General features: G+C 66.7%; 17 protein-coding genes and 1 pseudogene. 10 read left to right on the top strand and 8 right to left on the bottom strand.

All coding sequences use genetic code 11. From position 1 onward, the window contains the following. Window positions 1-119 precede the first annotated feature (119 nt). Both ABIB49_RS10490 and pepN read left to right on the top strand, forming a co-directional pair. Entirely contained in the window at window positions 120-1,151 is a 1,032-nt protein-coding gene (locus tag ABIB49_RS10490; RefSeq protein ID WP_354157047.1) for a YeiH family protein, read from the top strand. 4 nt (window positions 1,152-1,155) lie between these two features. Then, entirely contained in the window at window positions 1,156-3,759 is a 2,604-nt protein-coding gene (pepN, locus tag ABIB49_RS10485; protein ID WP_354157046.1) for an aminopeptidase N, read from the top strand. A 68-nt stretch (window positions 3,760-3,827) separates the two neighbouring features. Here pepN and lplAB read toward each other — a convergent pair whose 3' ends face one another. The 5 genes from lplAB to ABIB49_RS10460 all read right to left on the bottom strand — a co-directional run bounded on the left by lplAB (window position 3,828) and on the right by ABIB49_RS10460 (window position 7,894). Next, window positions 3,828-4,937, bottom strand: a complete 1,110-nt coding sequence (gene lplAB / locus ABIB49_RS10480; protein ID WP_282359935.1) for a lipoate-protein ligase LplAB — start codon at window positions 4,935-4,937, stop codon at window positions 3,828-3,830. Window positions 4,938-5,060: 123 nt separating this feature from the next. Beyond that, window positions 5,061-5,318, bottom strand: coding sequence for a type B 50S ribosomal protein L31 (locus ABIB49_RS10475; RefSeq protein ID WP_024365679.1), 258 nt, complete (start codon window positions 5,316-5,318; stop codon window positions 5,061-5,063). Window positions 5,319-5,454: 136 nt separating this feature from the next. Continuing rightward, a complete protein-coding gene (locus ABIB49_RS10470; RefSeq protein ID WP_282359936.1) occupies window positions 5,455-6,264 on the bottom strand; it encodes a TrmH family RNA methyltransferase in 810 nt (269 codons plus the stop codon). Between the two features lie 40 nt (window positions 6,265-6,304). Further along, window positions 6,305-7,090: a sulfite exporter TauE/SafE family protein gene (locus tag ABIB49_RS10465; protein WP_226774917.1), complete on the bottom strand. Its 786-nt coding sequence runs from the start codon at window positions 7,088-7,090 to the stop codon at window positions 6,305-6,307. An 18-nt stretch (window positions 7,091-7,108) separates the two neighbouring features. Beyond that, window positions 7,109-7,894 carry an ABC transporter ATP-binding protein gene (locus ABIB49_RS10460; protein WP_226774916.1) on the bottom strand — a complete coding sequence of 262 codons (786 nt, stop codon included), beginning with the start codon at window positions 7,892-7,894 and terminating at the stop codon, window positions 7,109-7,111. A gap of 133 nt (window positions 7,895-8,027) precedes the next feature. Here ABIB49_RS10460 and serB point away from each other — a divergent pair, with 133 nt between their 5' ends. After that, window positions 8,028-8,924 carry a phosphoserine phosphatase SerB gene (gene serB, locus ABIB49_RS10455; protein ID WP_226774915.1) on the top strand — a complete coding sequence of 299 codons (897 nt, stop codon included), beginning with the start codon at window positions 8,028-8,030 and terminating at the stop codon, window positions 8,922-8,924. A 72-nt stretch (window positions 8,925-8,996) separates the two neighbouring features. Here serB and ABIB49_RS10450 read toward each other — a convergent pair whose 3' ends face one another. After that, complete coding sequence (locus ABIB49_RS10450) at window positions 8,997-9,749, bottom strand: SDR family oxidoreductase (protein WP_226774914.1); 753 nt, start codon at window positions 9,747-9,749, stop codon at window positions 8,997-8,999. Window positions 9,750-10,030: 281 nt separating this feature from the next. After that, complete coding sequence (fabG, locus tag ABIB49_RS10445; protein ID WP_226774913.1) at window positions 10,031-10,756, bottom strand: 3-oxoacyl-ACP reductase FabG; 726 nt, start codon at window positions 10,754-10,756, stop codon at window positions 10,031-10,033. Window positions 10,757-10,907: 151 nt separating this feature from the next. On the opposite strand from fabG, the gene ABIB49_RS10440 reads away from it, so the two are divergent. The 4 genes from ABIB49_RS10440 to ABIB49_RS10425 are packed head-to-tail and all read left to right on the top strand — an operon-like array spanning window position 10,908 to window position 13,027. After that, window positions 10,908-11,432 carry a DUF3099 domain-containing protein gene (locus ABIB49_RS10440; RefSeq protein ID WP_226774912.1) on the top strand — a complete coding sequence of 175 codons (525 nt, stop codon included), beginning with the start codon at window positions 10,908-10,910 and terminating at the stop codon, window positions 11,430-11,432. Continuing rightward, window positions 11,429-11,677, top strand: coding sequence for a hypothetical protein (locus ABIB49_RS10435; protein ID WP_226774911.1), 249 nt, complete (start codon window positions 11,429-11,431; stop codon window positions 11,675-11,677). Before ABIB49_RS10440 ends, ABIB49_RS10435 begins: the two co-directional genes overlap by 4 nt. Continuing rightward, on the top strand, window positions 11,678-12,547 hold the full coding sequence (locus ABIB49_RS10430; RefSeq protein ID WP_226774910.1) for an SURF1 family cytochrome oxidase biogenesis protein: 870 nt from the start codon (window positions 11,678-11,680) through the stop codon (window positions 12,545-12,547). 3 nt (window positions 12,548-12,550) lie between these two features. Then, window positions 12,551-13,027 carry a YbaK/EbsC family protein gene (locus ABIB49_RS10425; protein ID WP_226774909.1) on the top strand — a complete coding sequence of 159 codons (477 nt, stop codon included), beginning with the start codon at window positions 12,551-12,553 and terminating at the stop codon, window positions 13,025-13,027. Between the two features lie 13 nt (window positions 13,028-13,040). Here the strand turns inward: ABIB49_RS10425 and ABIB49_RS10420 are convergent, their stop codons facing one another. Next, window positions 13,041-14,639 carry an ABC-F family ATP-binding cassette domain-containing protein gene (locus ABIB49_RS10420; RefSeq protein WP_226774908.1) on the bottom strand — a complete coding sequence of 533 codons (1,599 nt, stop codon included), beginning with the start codon at window positions 14,637-14,639 and terminating at the stop codon, window positions 13,041-13,043. A 286-nt stretch (window positions 14,640-14,925) separates the two neighbouring features. On the opposite strand from ABIB49_RS10420, the gene ABIB49_RS10415 reads away from it, so the two are divergent. From ABIB49_RS10415 to ABIB49_RS10405, 3 genes and pseudogenes are all read left to right on the top strand, one after another. Then, window positions 14,926-15,618 (top strand): biotin transporter BioY, encoded by a 693-nt coding sequence (locus ABIB49_RS10415; protein WP_354157045.1) that lies wholly within the window; start codon window positions 14,926-14,928, stop codon window positions 15,616-15,618. A 98-nt stretch (window positions 15,619-15,716) separates the two neighbouring features. Next, a pseudogene (locus ABIB49_RS10410) lies at window positions 15,717-16,406 on the top strand (energy-coupling factor ABC transporter ATP-binding protein); the annotation flags it as partial. Then, entirely contained in the window at window positions 16,403-17,086 is a 684-nt protein-coding gene (locus ABIB49_RS10405) for an energy-coupling factor transporter transmembrane component T family protein (protein WP_354157044.1), read from the top strand. The pseudogene ABIB49_RS10410 and the gene ABIB49_RS10405, both read left to right, overlap by 4 nt. The last annotated feature ends 26 nt before the right edge of the window (window positions 17,087-17,112 follow it).

The raw sequence follows: 17,112 nt of genomic DNA, 5'->3' as shown, positions 1-17,112 counted from the left end.
CCGCTGAGCGCGGCGCGTCCGGGCGCGGGGAGCAGTTCGGGCTCGGGCTGCGGGCTGCCCTCGGTGCTGCCGACGTGGCGGTGACGGCTTTTTTCGGGCACTTGCGGGACAGTGGATAGGTGCCTCACTTCCCTCATCCATCGCTCCCGGCTGCCGGTCGCCTGAGCAGGCTGCTGCCGGGGCTGCTGGCCGCCGCGGGCGCCGTCGCCCTGGCCCTCGCGGTCCACACCCAAGTGCCGGCCCTCCCGGCCATGACGCTGGCAGTTGTGTTCGGGCTCCTGGCCGCAAATATCCCCGGCCTGGGCGCCTGGTCCGCCGGGCCCGGGCGGCCGGGGCTGGACTTCGCCGGCAAACACCTGATGCGCGCCGGAATCGTGATCCTGGGCCTGAAAGTCAGCCTGGTGGATGTGCTCGGTCTTGGTTGGGCCGCACTGCTGCTCATCACCGGCGTTGTGCTGGCCGCCTTCGCCGGGACGTATGTCATCAGCAGGCTCTTTCGCCTGCCACCCCAGGTCTCCCTGCTGATTGCGACCGGTTTTGCCATCTGCGGCGCCTCGGCCATCGGGGCGATGGCCGCGGTGCGCCGGATCCGGCAGCCGGACACCGTGTTGCCGGTGGCCCTCGTAACCCTGTGCGGCACCCTGGCCATCGGTGTGCTGCCGCTGCTGGTTCGGCCGTTGGGACTGAGTCCTGAGGTCTTTGGGGCCTGGACCGGAGCCTCCGTGCATGACGTGGGACAGGTGGTGGCCACGGCGCAGACCGCCGGAGCGGGCGCACTGGCCATCGCCGTCGTCGTAAAACTCACCAGGGTGATCCTGCTGGCACCCATTGTCGCCGCCGCGGGGCTGCACCACCGCAGCCGCGCCGACGCCGGGGACGGACTCAAGCGGCCGCCGATCGTTCCGCTGTTTGTGCTCGGTTTTGTGGCCCTCGCAGCCCTGCGCAGCACGGGCTGGCTGGCCCCCGGCATCCTCGAGGGCGCCGCGGTGCTCCAGGACGTGGTCCTGGGGATGGCGCTGTTCGGCCTCGGCTCTGCGGTGCGGGTGGGTCAGCTGCTGCACACCGGTGCACGGGCGCTGCTGGCCGCCCTCGCGTCCTGGCTGCTGATCGCGGCGCTGGGACTTGGCGCCGCGTTCCTCATGATTAGATAGCGGGGTGTCGAACCAGAACCTGCGCCGCGATGAAGCCGCCGACCGATCCGCCCTGATTGCCACCCACAGCTACGATGTCACCCTGGATGTCCGGGCGGCCGCTGATGCGGACGTCGACGGTTACACAAGCCGCAGCGTCATCACCTTCTCCGCCCGTGAACCGGGCCGCTCAACGTTCCTTGACTTCATCGGCGAGGTGCAGAGCATTTCCCTGAACGGCAACCGGCTCGCCGTTGCCGACGTTGTGGACGGGTCCCGGATCCGGCTGGAGAACCTGCAGTCGGAGAACCAGGTCACCGTCACCGGGACCGCGCTGTACAGCACCTCCGGGGAGGGTATGCACCGTTTCTTCGATCCGGCCGATGACGAATGTTACCTGTACACCCAGTACGAGCCGGCCGACGCCCGCCGCGTGTTCGCCAACTTCGAACAGCCCGACCTCAAGGCCGAATTCACCTTTCACGTTCTGGCGCCGTCGCGCTGGCAGGTGTCCTCCAACGGCATCGAGACCCGGCGGACGCCCGTGGCGGGCGAGCCGGACGTGAGCCGCTGGGACTTCGCCCCGACAAAAGCGATGTCCACGTACATCACGACGGTGCTGGCCGGCCCATATTTCAAAGCCGAGGATTCCTGGAAGGGTACCCTGGCCGACGGGAGCAGCCTGGTTGTCCCGCTCGCCCTCTACTGCCGGGCGTCGATGGCACCGTCCTTCGACCCGGAGGTGCTGTTCGCGCTCACGAGGAACGGCCTGGATTTCTTCAACCGGCTCTTCGACTTCCCGTACCCGTGGGGGAAATACGACCAGGCGTTTGTGCCCGAATACAACCTTGGCGCCATGGAGAACCCGGGGCTGGTGACCTTTACGGAAGGCTACGTCTTCACCTCCCGGGCCGCCGATTCGCAGTACCAGGCCCGCGCCAACACGCTGCTGCACGAAATGGCCCACATGTGGTTCGGGGACCTCGTCACTATGCAGTGGTGGAACGATTTGTGGCTCAAAGAGTCCTTTGCCGACTACATGGGAACCCTTGGCGTGGACCGGACCACGGACTGGGCCACGGCCTGGGTGAACTTCGCCAACAACCGCAAGGCCTGGGCCTACATGCAGGACCAGCTGCCGACCACGCACCCGATCGTCGCGGACATCCCCGACCTCGAGGCCGCCAAGCAGAACTTTGACGGGATCACCTACGCCAAGGGCGCCTCGGTACTCAAACAGCTCGTCGCCTACGTGGGCTTCGAGGCCTTCGTGGCCGGCTCGCGCCAGTATTTCAAGGATCACGCCTACGGGAATACGACCCTGGCCGAGCTGCTCGCCGCGCTGGGCGCCGCCTCCGGCCGGGACCTGGCGGGCTGGGCCCGTCAGTGGCTGCAAACCTCCGGCATTTCCACCCTCAGCAGTGAGATCGAGGAGCGCGACGGCGTCATCGGTACTGTGACGCTTCGCCAGGATGCCGAAGACCCGGCCACGGGCCGGCAGGAGCCGCGCCCACACCGGCTGAGGATCGGCCTTTACAACGCGGACGAAGACGGTGCCCTGGTCAGGACCGACAGCGTCGAGATTGACGTCGACGGGGCAAACACCGAGGTGACGTCCCTCACCGGCAAGCTACGGCCGGCCCTGCTGCTGGTCAACGACGAGGACCTTAGCTACGCCAAGGTCCGCCTGGACCCCCGCTCGGAAGCCACCGTGCGGTCCTCCCTCGGCGCGCTCAGCGACCCGATGGCCCGTGCCCTGTGCTGGACGGCACTGTGGGACTCGGCCCGAGACGCGGTCACTCCGGCGTCCCTCTACGTGGACGCCGTCAAGCGCTTCGGGCCCGCGGAGTCCGGGATCGGCGTGCTCCTGACCGTCCTGGGCAACGCCGCCACCGCGATCGAACGTTACGTCCCCGCGGCCGGGCGGGACGCCGTCCGCCACGGCTTCCTGACGCTCGCTGCGGACGAACTGCTGCGGGCCGCGCCGGGATCCGACCAGCAGCTGGCGTGGGCCCGCACGGTCGCCACAACCAGCCGCCATAGCAGCGGCCTGCTTGACCTGCTGCGCGGCATCCTGGACGGCAGCACCGTCGTTGAAGGCCTGTCCGTGGATGCGGAGCTCCGCTGGAACTTCTGGCACGCACTGGCCGCCAACGGCGAGGCCACACCCGCCCGGCTCGACGCGGAGCTGGCCCGGGACAACACCGCCGCCGGGAGGGCCGGGCACGCCACCGCCCTCGCAGCCCGCCCCGAGGCGGCTGTGAAAGAGGCAGCCTGGCGCGAGGCGGTGCATGGCAACTCGCTGTCCAACCAGTTGCTGAGCGCAACGATCACCGGTTTCACCACGGCACCGGCGCCGCTGCTGGAGCCGTTCGCGGACCGGTATTTCGACGCCCTGGAGGACGTCTGGGCCGGGCGCAGCATCGAAATAGCCAGCCGGATTGTCCGCGGGCTCTACCCGGCAGGTCAGGATCTGGACGCCGGCACTGCGGATACGAACGTCGTTATTGTCCGGACGGACCAGTGGCTTGCCGGCCACCCGGATGCACCGCGGGCGCTGCGGCGGATCATCATCGAACAGCGCAGCCACCTGCACCGGTCATTGACCGCACAGTCCCGCACCGTATAGGCCAGTACCGTATAGGCCCGTACGGGCCGGGACCGCGGCTGACCCGGGACCGCCGGGCGCAGCTGGGCTCAGGGCACCCGGTGCAGCCACTCCGCGGTGCCGAACTTGTCCTCAACCCGCTGGTGCGCGGCCGCGAGCTCGGCGTGGGTGATTTCCGAGGGAGTCGCGGCGTAGCGTTCGGCGAAGACATCGATCATGGCCGCGACGATTTCGGCGCGGCTCAGCCCCGTCTGCCGCCGGAGCGGGTCGACCCGCTTTTTTGCGCTCCGGCTGCCCTTGTCGGAAAGCTTCTCCTTGCCGATCCGCAGGACGTCGACCATCTTGTCCGCATCGATGTCGTAGCTCATGGTCACGTGGTGCAGCATGCCGCCGTTCGCGAGCCGCTTCTGCGCCGCACCGCCAATCTTGCCTTGCTCGGTGGCGATGTCGTTGAGCGGCACGTAGAAGGCGCTGATCCCGACCTTCTCAAGGGCTGACATCACCCAGGCGTCGAGGAAACCGTAGGAATCGGCAAAGCTGATGCCGTCCACCAGGCTCTGCGGCAGGTACAGGGAGTACGTGATGCAGTTGCCTGCCTCCATAAACATCGCTCCCCCTCCACTGATCCGGCGGACCACACTGATGCCGTGGCGTTCGACGCCGGCGGGATCCAGTTCGTTGCGGAACGACTGGAAACTACCGATCACGACTGACGGTTCTTCCCAGTCCCAGAAGCGCAGGGTGGGGTTGCGGCGCCCCGCGCCAACTTCTTCCGTCAACACCTCGTCCAAGGCAACGTTGATCCGGGTGGGCAGCACGGACGGGGCGATGATGTTCCAATGGTGGTCCCCCCAGCCGGTGGCCTTAGCGAGGGCGCGCCGGACCGTGACCGCTATCGCGTTGGCGGAAAAACCGAACAGGACGGCGTCCGGCGGCAGGGCCGCTGCCACCGCGGCCGCGAGGTCCGCAGCACTGGTGTCCGCGGCGAGGCCGGTGAGTGCCCGGTTGATCTCCAGCAGCGCCTCATCGGGTTCCAGGAAGAAGTCCCCGCTGAGTGAGACGTTCGCGAGCATGCCGTCAACGACGTCGAAATCGGCCACCACCAGTTTGCCGCCGGGGACCTTGTACTCCCCGTGCCGGCGGCCGTCGTCGTCAGGGGAGGTGGAACGGGGGGCCGGGGATGGGGAGGGGGACGTCATGTCCTTAATCCTGCCACGCGGTGACCGCACCGCAACCACGCTGCAGCGCCGCACCGCCCGGGACGCAAAAAGCCCGCACCGTCACCGGTGCGGGCTTTTCCAAAAGACCTTGGGGAGAAGAAGTTACTTCTTGCCGCCGAAGCCCTTGAAGCGAGCGTTGAAGCGCTCGACGCGGCCTGCAGAGTCCATAATGCGCTGCTTGCCCGTGTAGAACGGGTGGGACTCGGAGGAGATTTCGACGTCGATAACCGGGTAGGTGTTTCCGTCTTCCCACTCGATGGTCTTTTTGGAAGACACGGTGGACTTGGTCAGGAACTTGACGCCGGAAGCCAGGTCGTTGAAAACAACAGCTTCGTACTTCGGGTGAGTATCAGACTTCATAATTGGACCTTTGTTCGCACAACTGGATTTTGCCAGTTGCCAGGTATGAATGGGATGGCCAGCGGAATGCACCGGACGGCCAGCTATCAATCATAGCGGAAAGCCGGCGCCTTCGCCGCCTGGCAGGTGATGCTGTTCAACCGCGCGGACGAAGCTCCCAGAAGGCTACGGCGGAGGCAGCAGCGACGTTGAGCGAGTCAACGCCGGCGCGCATCGGGATTTTGACGGCGAGATCGACGGCGGCGAGGGTGGACGCGCTCATCCCGGCGCCCTCGGTACCGAGGACCAGGGCGAGTTTCTGCGGCTGCCGCGCAGCCAGATCGTCCAGGTCCACGGCGTCGTCCGTGAGCTCCATGGCTGCCACTGTAAAGCCATGGCTGCGGAGTACCCGCAGGTCCCCCGGCCAGTCCTCCAGCCGGGCCCACGGCACCTGGAACACCGCCCCCATGCTGACCCTGACGCTGCGGCGGTACAGCGGGTCCCCGCAGCGCGGCGAGATCAGGACGGCGTCGACCCCCAGGGCCGCCGCTGAACGGAAAATCGCGCCCACGTTTGTGTGGTCCACAATGTCCTCCAGCACGGCGACCCGGTGTGCCCCGGCGAGGAGCTCGGGCAGCGGCACAGGTTCGGGGCGCTGCATGGCAGCCATCGCGCCGCGGTGCAGGTGGAAACCGGTGATGTCCTCCAGCAGGGCCGCGGAACCGATGTAGGCGGGAACGTCCGGGTACTGCTCAAAAATGTCCGCGAGGTCTGCACGCCATTTGTCGGCCAGGAAGAAGGAACGGGGCCGGTGCCCCGCGGCGAGGGCCCGGCGCAGTACCCGGGAAGACTCCGCGATATACATACCCTCTGCGGGTTCGCGGAGCTTACGCAGGTGCACGTCCGTGAGCTGGGTGTAGTCCGAGACCCGGGGGTCATCGGCGGAGTCGAGGCGGTGGAAAGTCACTGGCGGGTCATTTCAGCGGAAGCTATCAACGGTCATCGGGCTACTTGAAGAGGTTGGCGATCATAAAACCGAGGGCCACCAGGCCCAAAACGAAGATGACGCCGCGCAGCACCACCGGGGACAGCCGTCGACCGACTTTGGACCCGACGAAACCGCCGATCAGTGAACTGACCGCAATCAAACCGACGACGGCCCATTCGATCCGGCCGAAGGCAAATAGCAAATAGGAGGCCGCTGCCACGACGTTCACGCCCAGGACCAGGATATTTTTCATCGCATTGGCGTTCTGGATGGTGCCGGTCATAAAGATGCCCAGAATCCCGACCAGCAGGATGCCCTGGGCGGCAACAAAGTAGCCTCCGTAGACACCGGCGAGGTAGACCAGGCCCACGAGGATTACACCGTGGCTGCGGTCCCGGATGGCGTGTTCGGGGTTCTGCTCCCGGACCCTGACCCACTGCTGCAGCCGCGGCTGGAACACCACCATCAGCAGAGCCAGCACAATCAGGGCCGGCGCGGCGTAATGGAAGACCTTTTCCGGCAGATGCAGCAGCAGGTACGCCCCCGTGATGCCGCCCAGCAGCGAGGCGGGCAACAGCCGAAGCAGCTGTTTGCCTCGCCCCGACAATTCCTTGCGGTAGCCCCAGGCTCCGGCGGCGTTCCCGGCGACCAGGCCCATCGCATTGCTGATGGACGCCGTCACGGGCGCGTAGCCGAGCGCGATCAGCACCGGGAACGTCACCAGGGTGCCGGAACCGACCACACTGTTGATGGTGCCGGCCCAGAGTCCGGCGAAAAAAATGAAGACGCTATTGAAGAAATCCACGCGCGCTCAGCCGCCGGTTCAGCGGCGTGCGGTGGCCGTGTACCGGCCTGCCACGACGCTGAGGTCCAGCTGCAGCCCGAACGTTTTACTCAGGTTCGCGGCCGTGAGGACGGCTTCAATCGGGCCCTTGGCCACCACGGCGCCGTCGCGGAGCAGCATGGCGTGGGTGAAGCCCGGCGGGACTTCCTCCAGGTGATGCGTGACCAGCACCATGGCCGGCGCAGCCTCGTCGCGGGCAAGGCTGCTTAGCCGGTAGACCAGGTCCTCCCGGCCGGCCAGGTCGAGCCCGGCGGCGGGTTCATCGAGGAGCAGCAGCTCGGGATCGGTCATCAGGGCCCGGGCGATCTGGACCCGCTTGCGCTCCCCCTCGGAGAGGGAAGCGAAGCTCCGGTTGAGCAGCGGGCCCATGCCCCACTCGTTCAGGAGGGCGAAAGCGCGGCGTTCGTCGTCTTTCTCATAGCCCTCCCGCCACCTTCCGGTGACGCCGTAGGCTGCCGTGACAACGACGTTGAGGACCTTCTCGTGTCCTGGGATCTGGTTGGCCAGTGCCGCTGAGGACAGCCCGATCCGGGGCCTGAGCTCAAAAACGTCGACGGCGCCAAGAATTTCCTCCAGGATGCCGGCCATCCCGGACGTGGGGTGTATCCGCGCGGCGGCCAGTTGGAGCAGAGTGGTCTTGCCGGCACCGTTGGGACCCAGGATCACCCAACGTTCGCCTTCCTTGACCTGCCAGTCGACCTTGTCCAGGAGGGTCTTTGCCCCACGTACAACGCTGACGGCGGCCATTTCAAGAACATCACTCATAGGAGTAGACACTAGGACAAAAAACCGGGCGACTGATAACCGGTACCCCGGGGCCGTGTTGTCCGCCAGCCGAGGCGTCACCGGGACGCAACGAATTCGGAGCCGTATCCGCCGGATCGCTAGGATTACTGCCATGAACCTGTTAGTGACAGCCGTGAGCTATGCCCCGAAACTGAGTCTTCCCGAGGTGCAGCGGATCCGTTCGCTGCTCGCGGCAGCGGGACTGACGCTGGACGCGGAGACCCGCACCGGCGACGGCCGTTTTGATGTTCACATGGCGGACCTGAGCTTTGCCGGGAGCCAGTCCGGGGCGGCGCTCGCTGACCTCCGCCGGGCAGTTGCAGCAAACGGCGCGGCCGGAATCGACACGGCGATCGTGCCGGCCACGCTCCGCAATGCGCAGCGGAAATTCCTCATCATGGACGTGGACTCCACCCTCATTCAGCAGGAAGTGATTGAACTGCTCGCGGCACACGCCGGCAAGCGCGAAGAAGTGGCAGCGGTGACCGAGGCCGCCATGCGAGGAGAACTGGATTTTGCCCAGAGCCTGCACGCACGGGTGGCGGTGCTTGCCGGGCTGCCAGCCGACGTCGTCGACGCCGTCCGCGCCGAGGTCGCGCTGAGTCCCGGCGCGGCCGAGCTCGTGGCAGCTTTCCGGGCCGCCGGCCATGTGGTGGCGGTGGTCTCCGGCGGCTTTAACCAGATCCTGGAACCGATCGCGGAGGGCCTTGGCCTTGATTACTGGATCGCCAACGAACTGGAAATCGCCGATGGTGCGCTGACCGGGAAAGTCCTCGGTGCGGTCATCGACCGGGCGGCGAAGGAGAAATACCTGCGTGAATGGGCCGCCATAGAAGGCATCCCGATGGAGCACACAATTGCTGTGGGCGACGGCGCCAACGACCTGGACATGCTCGAAGCGGCCGGGATCGGGGTGGCGTTCAACGCCAAACCTGCAGTCCGGGCGGTGGCGGACGCCGCAGTGAACCTGCCCTATCTCGACGCTGTTCGGTTTATCGCCGGCGTTTGAACCGCGGCAGCGGCGGCAAAGGCCGGGGCAGGTGCCCCGGCCTTTGCCGCTAACCGCATAAGCAGCCAGTCATCAGTTGCTGCTCTTGTCGAAGTAGTCGGCCCCGCCGACGTATTCGGTGTGCCCGCTTTCGACGTCGGCAGTGGCCATCTTGGCGACCTCTGCCGCGAACTCCTTCACGGAGTACAACCGTCCGGCCTCGGCGCGGCGGGCTTCGATGGCGCCCGGGTTGGAGCGGTCCAGCAAAGTCGCCGTGACGGTTCCCTCGATCATGTCGCCGGAAACGACGACAAGGGAGATGCCCTTTTCGGCAAGGTTTGGAATGAGTTCGCGGAGTGCGTCTTCACCGGCGCGCTTGCTGCGTGCCACCGGCTCATAGTTCTCCATGGTGGGCACCGTGTTGATGAAATGCGCCTGGTGGCTCGTGACAAAGACCACGCGGGCACCCTCGGGCAGCAACGGCACTGCGGCATTAAGCATATTCACCTGGGCGTCCCGGTTGAGCTTGAGCGCGTAGTCCTCCTCCATGCCGGATTCCATCCCGCCTGAGGCGTTGAGGACCAGGATGTCGAGGGAACCGAAGTTCTCCATCGCGGCACTGGCGAGAGCCTGGACGCCTTCCTGGGTGGTGAGGTCCGCTCCGACGGCGGCAGCGCGGCCGCCGGCCGCCTCGATTTCCGCAACCACCTTGTTGGCGCGGGGCGCCTTCTGGCGGTAGTTCACCACGACGGCGGCGCCTTCGGCGGCGAGGAACTTGGCTACCTCAGCGCCAATGCCCCGCGACGAACCGGTCACGATTGCGGTCTTGTTATCCAGCAGTCCCATTCGAGCTCCTTTGTTCCAAACGTCCAAAAACGGTGGGTCTGCAGACCATCATGCCAGCGCTGCGGGTGATTTCAGTTGTTTGGGGTCAACAAAGAAGCTGCGGCAGGCTAGTGCCGACCAGGGCCGAGGACGCCGGCACGGGTTCCGCTCCTGTGCGGATCACTCCCCGGAACTTCGGTCTGCACCGCCGCAATGGTGCCGTCCGGGAACCACCCGGCCGGTGCCACCACCGCCGGGGGCGCCGCGGCTCCCGCCGGGTCCACGGCGCGTCCGGATCCGGCTTAGTGGCCCATGCCGAGGCCGCCGTCGACCGGGATGACGGCACCTGAGATGTAGGCGGCCTCGTCACTGGCGATCCAGCGGACCACGTTGGCCACCTCGGAGGCCTCGGCAAAGCGCGCAGCGGGAACCTTGGACAGGTAGTCCTTCCGCGTTGCCTCGGGCAGTTCCGCCGTCATGTCGGTGTTGATGAAGCCAGGTGCCACAACGTTGGCAGTGATACCGCGGGCGCCCAGCTCGCGCGTCAGTGAGCGGGCGATGCCGACGAGGCCGGCCTTGGAGGCCGAATAGTTGATCTGGCCCGGTGCGCCGAAGAGGCCCGAGACGGACGAGATCAGGACCACGCGGCCCTTGCGGGCCCGGATCATACCCTTGGAGGCCCGCTTGATCACGCGGAAAGCGCCCGTAAGGTTGGTGTCGATGACAGAGGTGAAGTCGTCCTCGCTCATGCGCATCAGGAGGGTGTCTTTGGTGATACCGGCGTTGGCGACCAGCACCTCGACCGCACCGTGGGCCGCCTCCACGTCCGCGAACGCGGCGTCCACGGATGCTTCGTCCGTAACGTCGGCCTTAACGCCAAGAATGCCGGCCGGGAGATCCGCTTCGCTGCGGTAGGTGACTGCCACTTTATCCCCGTTGGCGAGGAACGCTTCGGCGATGGCGAGGCCAATTCCGCGGTTTCCGCCGGTGATCAGGACACTGCGGCCGGTGCTGGCTGTTTCAGGCATGGTGGGCTCCGGAATTCTGCGGCGGCCGGCGCCGCGCTGGTGGGCGGGATTTTTCCTGCCTTCGATCTTAGCGCCCGGCGGGCCCGCGTTTGGGCGGCCCCGTCGTTGGTGAGAGAATTGAACTGAGCCCTGGGAGCGTGATCTGACAGCCTTGACACTCAAAAACCGACCCCGTGGACCTGCGGACGGGAATCCGGAACTACCGTCCGGTGACTCCGAGGTTCACAGCATTACTGACGCCGCCGCCGCACACTCTGAAGAGATGCGCCAGCGGATGATCAAGTACGCCGTCGCCATGGGTATCCGCATGGTGTGCCTGGTCCTGATTTTTGTGGTGGACGGCTGGCTCAAGATCCTCCCGATCGTCGGCGCCGTGTTCCTGCCCTGGTTTGCCGTTATAGTGGCCAACGGCAGCGATGCGGCCGAGATCCACTCCGATTCGCTGCTGGACTATGCGCCACTGGCTCAGCTTGAAGCGCCCGCCGGTCCGGGCGAGGCGGCCGGCCCGGCTGCCCCTACCGGTCCCGGCGGCCCGGTTGCCCCGGCGCCGGAGGACCCGTCGATGACGCTGCTGCAAGGCGAAATCGTTGATGATGATGACCTCACGCAGGCGTCCGCGGAGGTTCCAGAGCGAAACGCCGGCGGCGACGGGAAACACGGAAGGGCCGCATCATGAACCTCTTTGACCTGACCGGAAACAGCGGTGAGGCCGGTCCGGCCGAAGCTTTCTGCTCCCGGAAGGGCTGCCGGCGCGGCGCTGAATGGCAGCTCCGTTGGAACAACCCCAAAATCCACACCCCGGACCGGCGCAAGATCTGGCTGGCCTGCGGAGAACACCGGCCCTGGTTCGAGGAGTACCTGCAGGCCCGCGGGCTCTGGAAGGACACAGTGGCACTGAACCCGGCAGGCAGGGCAAGCTGAATGTACCGTTTTCTGTTCTCCAGCAAATGGCTGGGGTACCTGTTGCTGGCCGCCATATTTGCCGCGGCCTGCGTCGGCTTGGGCCGCTGGCAGATGGATCGCCGGGCGGAGACCCTGGCCGGCATCAACCGCGTCACGTCGAACTATTCCGCCGCGCCCGTTCCTTTCGCTGAGGTCAAGGGCCAGTTCAGCGCGCTGGCGCCCGAACGCGAGTGGACACAGGTGGAACTGAAGGGCAGCTACGACGTCGGTGGCCAGCGGGTGGTCCGCAACCGCCCGCTCAACGGCCAGCCGGGCTACGAAGTTGTTGTCCCATTCCGGGTGGACACCGGTGAGACGGTGGTGATCGACCGGGGCTGGTTGCCGATCGGCAACAACACCCCGGGACGCCCCGACGCGGTTCCTGCCCCCCCGCAAGGCACAGTGACAGTCGTCGCCCGCCTGAAACCGGCCGAGCCCGCTCTCCAGCGCGGCGCCCCGGACGGCCAGCTGGCCTCGATTGACCTCGCCGCCTATTCCGCCCAGCTGGGGTATCCCCTGCTCAGCGGCGCTTACGGGCAGCTTGCGTCAGAGAGCCCGGCCGCGGCGGATATGCCCTTCCCCTTCCCCAAGCCCTCCACGGACGAGGGAACCCACCTCTCCTATTCGCTGCAGTGGTTCGCGTTTGGCGTGCTGATGTTCATCGGCTTCGGGTACGCGGCCAGGCAGCAGGCACGAAACGCGGCCATTGACGCCGAGGACGCCCAAACCGACGGCGGGCCGACCCATTCCAGCGGCACTGCCGTGCGCCGTCGTCCGGTCCCCCGCAAACGGAAGCAAGCCACCGCGGAGGAAGAGGAAGACGCCCTCCTGGACGCCCAGGGGTTCTGAGGCGTGGACGGCCCGCTGCCGGGGCCCGTGGCCAGGGTGCAGCACGCATTGCACGCGCTCGGTGCCGCGGACACCGTTACGGTTTTCGACTCGATTGTCCCGACGGCGGCCGCCGCGGCCGCCGCCCTGGGCTGCGACGTCGCCGCCATCGCCAACAGCCTGGTCTTCGACCTCGAAGGGGTGCCGCTGCTGATCCTGGCCAGCGGGGCGGCGAAAGTTGATCTCCCAAAGGTCAGCGCGGAACTTGGCGCCGGCAGGATCCGCCGGGCCTCGCCCGGCTTTGTGCTCGAACATACGGGCCAGGAAGTAGGCGGCGTCGCACCGGTCGGGCATCCGAAAAAAATCAGGACGCTGCTCGATCAGTCGCTGGCGGCCCACCCCGTTCTTTGGGCCGGTGCCGGAGACCACAACTCGATGTTCTCCATCAGCTACGTTGAGCTGCAGCGGATCACCGAAGCCACAGTGCTGGCCGTACGGTAACGTGCGGCCCGCCCTACGCCAGGGTAATCAGGTCCAGGTAGTCTTCGTTCCAGTGGTCCTCGATGCCGTCGGGCAGCAGCACAACCCGCTCCGGGTTCAGCGCCGCCACGGCGCCTTCATCGTGGCTGACAAGCACAACAGCGCCGGTGTAGTTGCTCAAGGCCCCGAGGATTTCTGCGCGGCTTGCCGGGTCGAGGTTGTTCGTGGGCTCATCGAGGAGCAGTACGTTCGCGCTGGAGGCCACGATGGTGGCGAGGGCCAGCCGGGTCTTCTCACCGCCGGAGAGCACACCGGCGGGTTTGTCGACGTCGTCACCGGAGAACAGGAACGAACCCAGGATGTTGCGCACTTCGGCGTCGTTCATGTCCGGGGCTGAGGAACGCATGTTCTGCAGGACCGTGCGGTCGACGTCGAGCGTCTCGTGCTCCTGCGCGTAGTAACCAACTTTCAGACCGTGGCCTGCCACGACTTCGCCGGTATCCGGCTTGTCGACGCCCGCGAGCATCCGCAGCAGGGTCGTCTTCCCGGCGCCGTTGAGGCCCAGAATGACCACCTTGGAACCGCGGTCGATGGCCAGGTCGACGTCGGTGAAGATTTCCAGCGAGCCAAAGGACTTGCTGAGGCCGTCGGCGGTGAGCGGGGTTTTGCCGCAAGGCGACGGATCCGGGAAGCGCAGCGCCGCAACGCGGTCGGTGGCACGCACGGCTTCCAGGCCGCCGAGCAGACGCTCGGCACGCTTGGCCATGTTCTGCGCGGCCACAGCTTTGGTGGCCTTGGCGCGCATCTTGTTGGCCTGGTCGAAGAGGACCTGGGCCTTCTTCTCGGCATTGGCGCGCTCCCGCTTGCGCGCACGCTCGTCCGTCTCGCGCTGGGTGAGGTAACGCTTCCAGTCCATGTTGTAGAAGTCGATTTGGGCGCGGTTGGGATCGAGCAGGAACACCTTGTTGACGGTGGCCTCAAGCAGCTCGGTGTCGTGACTGATAACTATCAGACCACCCTGGTGGTTCTTGAGGAACTCGCGGAGCCAGGCGATCGAGTCCGCATCCAGGTGGTTGGTGGGTTCATCGAGGAGCATCGTCTCGGCGTCGGAGTAGAGGATGCGGGCGAGTTCGACGCGGCGGCGCTGACCGCCGGAGAGGGTTTTGAGCGGCTGGTTCAGCAGCCGGTCCGGCAGTGCGAGGTTGGAGCAGATCGCCGCGGCCTCAGCTTCGGCCGCGTAACCGCCGGCGGCCAGGAACTCCGATTCAAGCCGGTCGTAGCGGTTCATGGCCTTGCGCTGGACCTCAGCGTCTTCGCTGGCCATGTCCTCGTGGGTCTGCCGGAGTTTGCCGACTGCGATGTCCAGTCCGCGGGCGGACAGGATCCGGTCGCGGGCCAGCTGCTCCATGTCCGGGGTCCGGGGGTCCTGCGGCAGGTAGCCGATCTCGCCGCTGCGGGTGACCTTGCCGCCGGCCGGCTGGCCCTCGCCTGCAAGTACCCGGGTCAGAGTGGTCTTGCCTGCACCGTTACGACCAACAAGGCCGATCTTGTCTCCTTTGTCGATCCGGAAACTCACCTGGTCCATAAGGAGGCGGGCGCCGGCGCGCAGTTCGAGATCCTGGACGGTAATCAATGCAGCTAAGGCCTTTCACAACGGGGAACGCCGCGGCACAACGGTGGAATCTGGTGGGGGCCGGGGCAGTGTGGCCGAGAGAACGGCCGCTTCAAGTCTACCGGCCCAGCCTACGGCTGTTGACAAGGACGCCGCCGGCGGCCCGAATCTCCGGTGGCCAGCTGTTGGCGGGGGCCTCCAGCCGGCGGTCCGCTGGTTAGTAGGTCATCTACAAAAAACCCTTGCCGCTGCGGCCGTAGAGTCAAATCCAGGAGCAGTCCCCGTGTCACTTGCGATAGGAAATCCCATGACAGAGACCACTGGCAGCGACGCCGCCACCCGCGCCCGGCAACGGAACCGCTGGAACGCCACCGACCTGGCACTGGTCGCGGTTTTCGCCGCGCTGGTGGCCGGCTCAGCCTTGATTGCCGCCGTTCCGGTGGCCGGGCTGGGTGTTCCCATCACGGTGCAGACGCTCGCCGTGATGCTGACCGGTCTCGCGCTCGGCCCCGGCAGGGCGTTTGCCGCCGTCGGGCTCTATGTGCTCCTTGGTCTCGCCGGGCTGCCGATCTTCAGCGGCGGACGCAGCGGGCTCGGGGTCCTGGCCGGTCCTTCGGCGGGTTACATCATCGGCTTCGTGTTTGCCGCGACGGCGGTGGGCTGGCTCAGCGCAATGGTGCTCCGGCGGACCGCGGGCCGTACCGGCAGGGGCCGCCCGGCGCTTCTCTTTGCTGCTGCGATGGTGAGCAGCATCATCTTCGTCCACGGCCTCGGCATCCTGGGTGTGATGGTTAATGCAAAGCTTGACTTCGAAAAAGCGTTCCTCGGTGACCTGGTCTTCTACCCGGGAGATGTGATCAAAAACGTGCTGGCCGTGACAATTGCGCTGACCCTGCACAAGGCCTTCCCGGACCTGCTGCTCCGCCGGGTCCAAACCGTTCTGCCGGCCGGCCCCGCGGCCGGCAGCAGTTCCAACGCCAAGGCGGCCCAGCGGCCATGAGCACCATCGTGCTGGACCGGGCCGCGGTGCGGGTGGACATCGACGGCCGGGCCGAGCCGAAGACCCTGCTGAAGGGGCTCACCCTGCGATTCACGGAGCAGCGGATCGGAGTGATTGGTGCCAACGGCTCCGGCAAGTCCACCCTGTTGCGGCTGTTGAACGGGCTCGTGCAACCAAGCAGCGGGACTGTCACTGTAGACGGGCAGGACACCGTCCGCGCAGTCCGGGAAGTACGCCGGCGCGTTGGTTTTGTCTTTACGGATCCGCTGTCCCAACTCGTCATGCCGACCGGCCGAGAGGATGTGGAACTTTCCCTCCGGCGTTCGGTCCGCAATGCCCGGGACCGGCGAAGCAAGGCCGAAGCGGTGCTGGAGCGCTTTGGGCTGTTGCCCCTGGCGGACCAGAGCATCTACGAGCTGTCCGGCGGGGAACGCCAATTGTTGGCTCTTGCGGCGGTCCTGGCCGTGGATCCGGCCGTGCTGGTCCTGGACGAGCCGTCGACCCTGCTGGACCTGCGCAACCGGGAACTGCTGCGGCGCACCCTGGCCGGGCTCAGCCAGCAGGTCATCCTCTCCACCCACGATCTGGAGCTGGCGCTGGACCTTGACCGGGTCCTTGTGGTCGACGCCGGCACGGTGGTGTTCGACGGCGGCCCTGCCGCCGCCGTCGAGCACTACCGCGGGCTCTGCGCCGGCGGGCCCTTCGGTTCCTGGCCACGACCCACTCAAGCTCCGGCCCCCGGTCCGGTCCGGCCGAGGCGGGGGCATCCGCAGGCGGAACAGCTATGAGCAACCACGCGTTCCTGCTCGCCAACTATGTGCCCGGAGATACCCTGCTGCACCGCGCACCGCTGTGGCTGAAGTTCCTGCTGGTTGTCGGCTGCGGCCTTGCGTCGTTCCTGATTGTGGACTGGGCCGCTTCGGCAGCAGCTCTGGCAGTGCTGTCCGTGGTGTTCCTGCTGGGCGGCGCAGGCCTGTCGCGGCTGATGCAGGCGGTCCGGCCGGTGCTTCCGGTGCTGCTGGTGATCGGGGTGTTCCAGTGGTGGCAGCTGGGCGGTCCTACCGCGGCACGGATTGTCTTGAACGTGCTGGTCTGTATTGTGGCGGCGTCGATCCTTACCGCCACCACCCCGGTGCAGCGGCTGCTCGACGGGGTGGCTTCGCTGGCGCGGCCCTTCCGGCGCCTCGGTGCGGATCCTGAGCGCTTCGCATTGACCATCGCCATTATGCTCCGCAGCATCCCGTTCATCGCCGGCGCCTATGGCGACGTCCGCGATGCCGCCCGAGCCCGCGGGCTCGAACGCAACCCCCGTGCCCTGATCCTCCCGGTCTTTATCACCACAGTCGCCTTTGCCCGGCAAACCGGAGAGGCGCTGGCTGCTCGCGGCCTGGGCGAAGCCGAGACCGGGACCGGGACCGAGGGGCATGGCGAGCCAGCCCCACCCGCCGTTGGACATGTCCTCCCCTAGCCGCACCCGCCGCTGGACATGTCCTC

This window comes from Arthrobacter sp. UYCu512, from assembly GCF_040547075.1.
Classification (GTDB): domain Bacteria; phylum Actinomycetota; class Actinomycetes; order Actinomycetales; family Micrococcaceae; genus Arthrobacter.
Note: the sequence above shows the minus strand (reverse complement) of the source record. Positions and strands in the feature narration are given on the sequence as shown.